This window comes from Paraglaciecola hydrolytica, from assembly GCF_001565895.1.
In the GTDB taxonomy this organism is placed as follows: domain Bacteria; phylum Pseudomonadota; class Gammaproteobacteria; order Enterobacterales; family Alteromonadaceae; genus Paraglaciecola; species Paraglaciecola hydrolytica.
In genome coordinates this window covers 166,921-170,964 of the sequence record NZ_LSNE01000009.1, presented here as the reverse complement: position 1 = coordinate 170,964, position 4,044 = coordinate 166,921, and the positions used below count along the sequence as shown (strand labels likewise).

The window sequence follows — 4,044 nt, the reverse complement described above, 5'->3', positions numbered from 1 at the left end:
GCAAACCTGCTCGAGGTTCTGGCGCAGTACCGTTAAAACGAGCACTAGAACGGGCATCGATCACCGAACTTTGCTGTAAATGATTCAGCACCCAAGTGCTATCAACCATCAGCCCTGGGATATTTTGTGCAGTAAAATCGCCACTTTTACCAAGCATGCCTAAGCTGTCACTCACTGGATATTGCGCTTCCAACCATGCTGGTAAACCACCATCTAATACCACAACATCTTTATGCCCCATGGTTTTAAACATCCACCACACTCTGGCTGCGCTATATAAACCTTTACTGTCGTATACCACCAAGGAGCTATTGGCATTGATACCTAGTTTTCTGGCTTCGCGTTGGAAATCTTTTTGCTTTGGCATGGTATGAGGTAAGCCAGATGACTTATCACAAAAAACATTTTCAAAGTCAAAAAACAAGGAATTTGGAATTAACATGGGGGGTAAAACCTCAGCCTGCCCTGTTGCAATATCTGCCATGCTGGTAAACAACACAATCAGATTAGCATCACTCAAACGGGCTTTTAAACTATCAACAGAGAGCAGATTACTTTTCATTATTTATCCTTAACTGTAATCACGTTCAACTAGGGCAATACGGGTTTTAAACGCGCTATACCACAACTCTCTGCCTAGTTTTTGAGCCACAAGATGTTCCGCATTTTGTTTCCAGTTTTTAATCGCCGCCAAGTCAGTCCAATAAGACACGGTAATACCCAATTCAGAACGAGCTGATTCAAAACCTAAAAAGCCAGGTTGTTGCTCTGCCAGCGCCACCATTTTATCAGCCATTTCCCCGTAACCTTGGGTATTTGCATTCAACTCACTGGTAAAAATCACCGCATAATAAGGTGGCTTAGGGGTGGCTGCGATCACACTCTGCTCTGTTGTCATGATTCTAACCCTCGTTATTATTAGCTTCAGTATAATCTTGCACCTTAGCGGAGCAATCTATTTTATCAAGCCCCGTAAAACCAGACCAAGTAAACTCATTAAAATCAATAATTTCAATACCTTAACTTTTAACTGATAAAATTGACTAGATGGTCAAATAATTGCTTTATGTGATAAAACATCAATTCTCAAAAGTAGTTATAACATGCCGCTAAATAGCGAAATTTTGTACGGATTACATGATAAACCTAAAGTATCCCATTGCATTACTGCTGCTATACAGCATCTGATGGCGTGTTTTATTGGCATTATCACCCCCACTCTAATTATTGGTAATGCCTTGGATCTACAAGCTGAAATCCCTTATTTGATCAGTATGGCCTTGATGGTTTCTGGGGTATCCACCTTTATTCAGGCAAAAACCTTTGGACCAGTGGGTAGCGGTTTGATTGCGGTGCAGGGCACCAGCTTTACCTTTATCGGCGCCTTATTGGCTGCGGGTTTTATGGTAAAAAATAACGGTGGCAGCAAGGATGACATACTCGCCATGATGTTTGGCATTTGTTTTTGGGGTGCATTTGTCGAGATATTTTTAAGTCGCTTTATTGATAAAGTCAAAGGCATTATTACCCCCCTGACCACGGGGATTGTGATCACCACTATAGGTATTACCTTAATCAAAGTAGGTATGACAGATCTCGCTGGCGGTTTTGGTGTGAATGATTTTGGCTCCGCCGACAATATGCTACTGGGTATTACGGTATTGATCATAGTGGTGGCGTTTAACGCTTCCAAACGTCCTATGATAAGGCTGTCGGCCATCTTTATCGGTATGTTTTGCGGTAGTCTGTTGGCGTGGTGGTTTGATATGCTCAAGTTTTCGGCCATGTTAGATCTGCCACTGATCAGCTTACCCATCCCCTTTAAATATGGCATTGCGTTTCAGTGGGAAGTTTTTATTCCCGTGGCCTTGGTGTACTTTTTAAGTGCCATCGAAACCGCCGGTGATTTAACCGCTAATAGCTTATTTTGTCGTCAGCCCATCACGGGCCCGCTTTATATCAAAAGGATTAAAGGTGGGATTTTAGCCGATGGTATTAACTCTATGCTGGCAGCGGTATTTAATAATTTCCCTAATACAACTTTTGGACAAAATAATGCGGTGATCCAAATGACAGGGGTAGCCAGTCGCCACGTTGCTTTTTATATTGCCGGTTTGTTGGTGTTATTGGGTTTGTTTCCGGCTATCGGCGCGGTAATGCAACTAATGCCTAAACCGGTATTAGGTGGCGCAACTCTTGTTATGTTTGCCACCATTGCGGTTGCAGGGGTTAAGATCCTCACCAGCGAGCCCATCGACAGGCGAAAAAGTTTAATTATAGCCACTTCTATGGGCCTTGGTTTGGGCGTAATGATGGTACCCGCTGCCGTGGCACAATTACCTGAATTGGCAAAAAACATCTTTTCTTCTTCTGTCACCGTGGCGGGCTTTTGCGCCATTATAATGAGCATGATGATCCCTGAAAAACCCTTAGAGCCACTAGACCAATCTATTTAATTTTTAACAGGATACCGTTACATGCAGCAACAACCCCAAATTTGGCTTAAGTCACCAGCCGCCATTTTTACCGCCAATGCTATGGATGCAGGTAATGGCTTGGTGATCCAAGGTAAACAAATAATAGAATTGGTGCCCACTGGCCAACAACCTCACACAGACTATGACCAATATATAGATTGCAGTGACTTGATCATCACGCCAGGCCTTATCAATACCCATCATCATTTTTACCAAACCTTAACCCGCTGTGTGCCTGGAGCCTTAAATAAACCCTTGTTTCCGTGGCTCAAATTTTTGTATCAAGTATGGAAAAATCTTGATGCCAAAATGCTTTACAGCGCAACGCAATTAGCGGGCCTTGAGTTAATGTTGTCTGGCAGCACCACAGTGGCCGATCATCATTATGTGTTCCCCAAAGGTTTAGAAAACGCCATCGATATTCAGGTTGAAGCGATTAACTCTTTAGGTTGTCGTGCCACCTTAACTCGCGGCTCGATGAGTTTAGGGGAAAGTCAGGGGGGCTTACCTCCAGACTCTGTTATCCAAACAGAAGACCGCATTATTACTGACAGTCAGCGTCTTATTGATACTTATCATGACAGAACTAGCGATGCCATGATTCAAATCGCCTTAGCGCCCTGCTCGCCCTTTTCAGTATCAAAACAGCTGATGCAAGCAACCGCTGAATTGGCACTTAAAAATGATGTGATGCTGCATACCCATTTAGCCGAGACGGAAGACGAAAACAATTTCTGCTTAAAACAATACGGTATGCGTCCACTTGATTACCTTGAATCCTGCGGTTGGCTCAATGATAAAACTTGGCTGGCTCATGGTATTCACTTTACACCTGATGAAATAGTGCGTTTAGGTAAAGCCAGAATAGGCATAGCCCATTGCCCCAGCTCTAATATGTTACTCGCTTCAGGTATCTGCCCTACGGTGGAGCTTGAACAAGCAGGTTGTAATATTGGTTTAGCGGTAGACGGCTCAGCCTCTAATGATTGTTCTAACATGATCCAAGAGGTACGTCAGTCACTATTACAACAACGCCTACGTTATGGTGCGCAAACTATCACCGCAGAACGTGTACTAGGTTATGCAACCACAGGTTCAGCCAAAGTATTAGGCCGTCAGCAACTTGGTCAGATCCAAGTGGGTTATCAGGCCGATCTTGCATTGTTTAGCTGTAATGAACTGCGTTTTTCTGGTGCGGGTGACCCCATCGCAGCATTGGTAACCTGCGGGGCCCATCAGGTGTCTAAACTGATGGTGGCTGGTAAGTGGTTAATCGAAGACAGTCAACACGGGCAGATTTTACAAAGCCAATTAATGCAAACCCACCATGCCTTAGCCAAATCCTTACAAGCCAAAACCTTGTAAGCAAAATCCTTGTGAGCAAAAGCGTAGCGGTAAACAACTTACACAACTCTACTATAAAAGACTCATTACCTTTTTGGTGCACTCGGCTCGCATTTGTACTGAGTCAGTGCGCCATACTTTTTCTGACCTTGCTTTTTTACAAATATTTAACGTGACAACATTCCTCACAAATAAATTTATTACTTATTTATCAACAACTTAT

General features: G+C 43.3%; 4 protein-coding genes. 2 read left to right on the top strand and 2 right to left on the bottom strand.

Going from position 1 to position 4,044, the window contains the following annotated elements:
- The coding region (locus AX660_RS16500) for a sulfurtransferase (RefSeq protein ID WP_068379111.1) at nucleotides 1–562 on the bottom strand (562 nt) is incomplete at its 3' end.
- A 9-nt stretch (nucleotides 563–571) separates the two neighbouring features.
- Nucleotides 572–898 carry an antibiotic biosynthesis monooxygenase family protein gene (locus AX660_RS16495; protein WP_068379108.1) on the bottom strand — a complete coding sequence of 109 codons (327 nt, stop codon included), beginning with the start codon at nucleotides 896–898 and terminating at the stop codon, nucleotides 572–574.
- Between the two features lie 205 nt (nucleotides 899–1,103).
- On the opposite strand from AX660_RS16495, the gene AX660_RS16490 reads away from it, so the two are divergent.
- The gene (locus AX660_RS16490) at nucleotides 1,104–2,456 is read left to right on the top strand and encodes a uracil-xanthine permease family protein (RefSeq protein WP_068379105.1); all 1,353 of its coding nucleotides are present in this window, start codon (nucleotides 1,104–1,106) and stop codon (nucleotides 2,454–2,456) included.
- Between the two features lie 21 nt (nucleotides 2,457–2,477).
- Entirely contained in the window at nucleotides 2,478–3,842 is a 1,365-nt protein-coding gene (locus AX660_RS16485; RefSeq protein WP_068379102.1) for an 8-oxoguanine deaminase, read from the top strand.
- The last annotated feature ends 202 nt before the right edge of the window (nucleotides 3,843–4,044 follow it).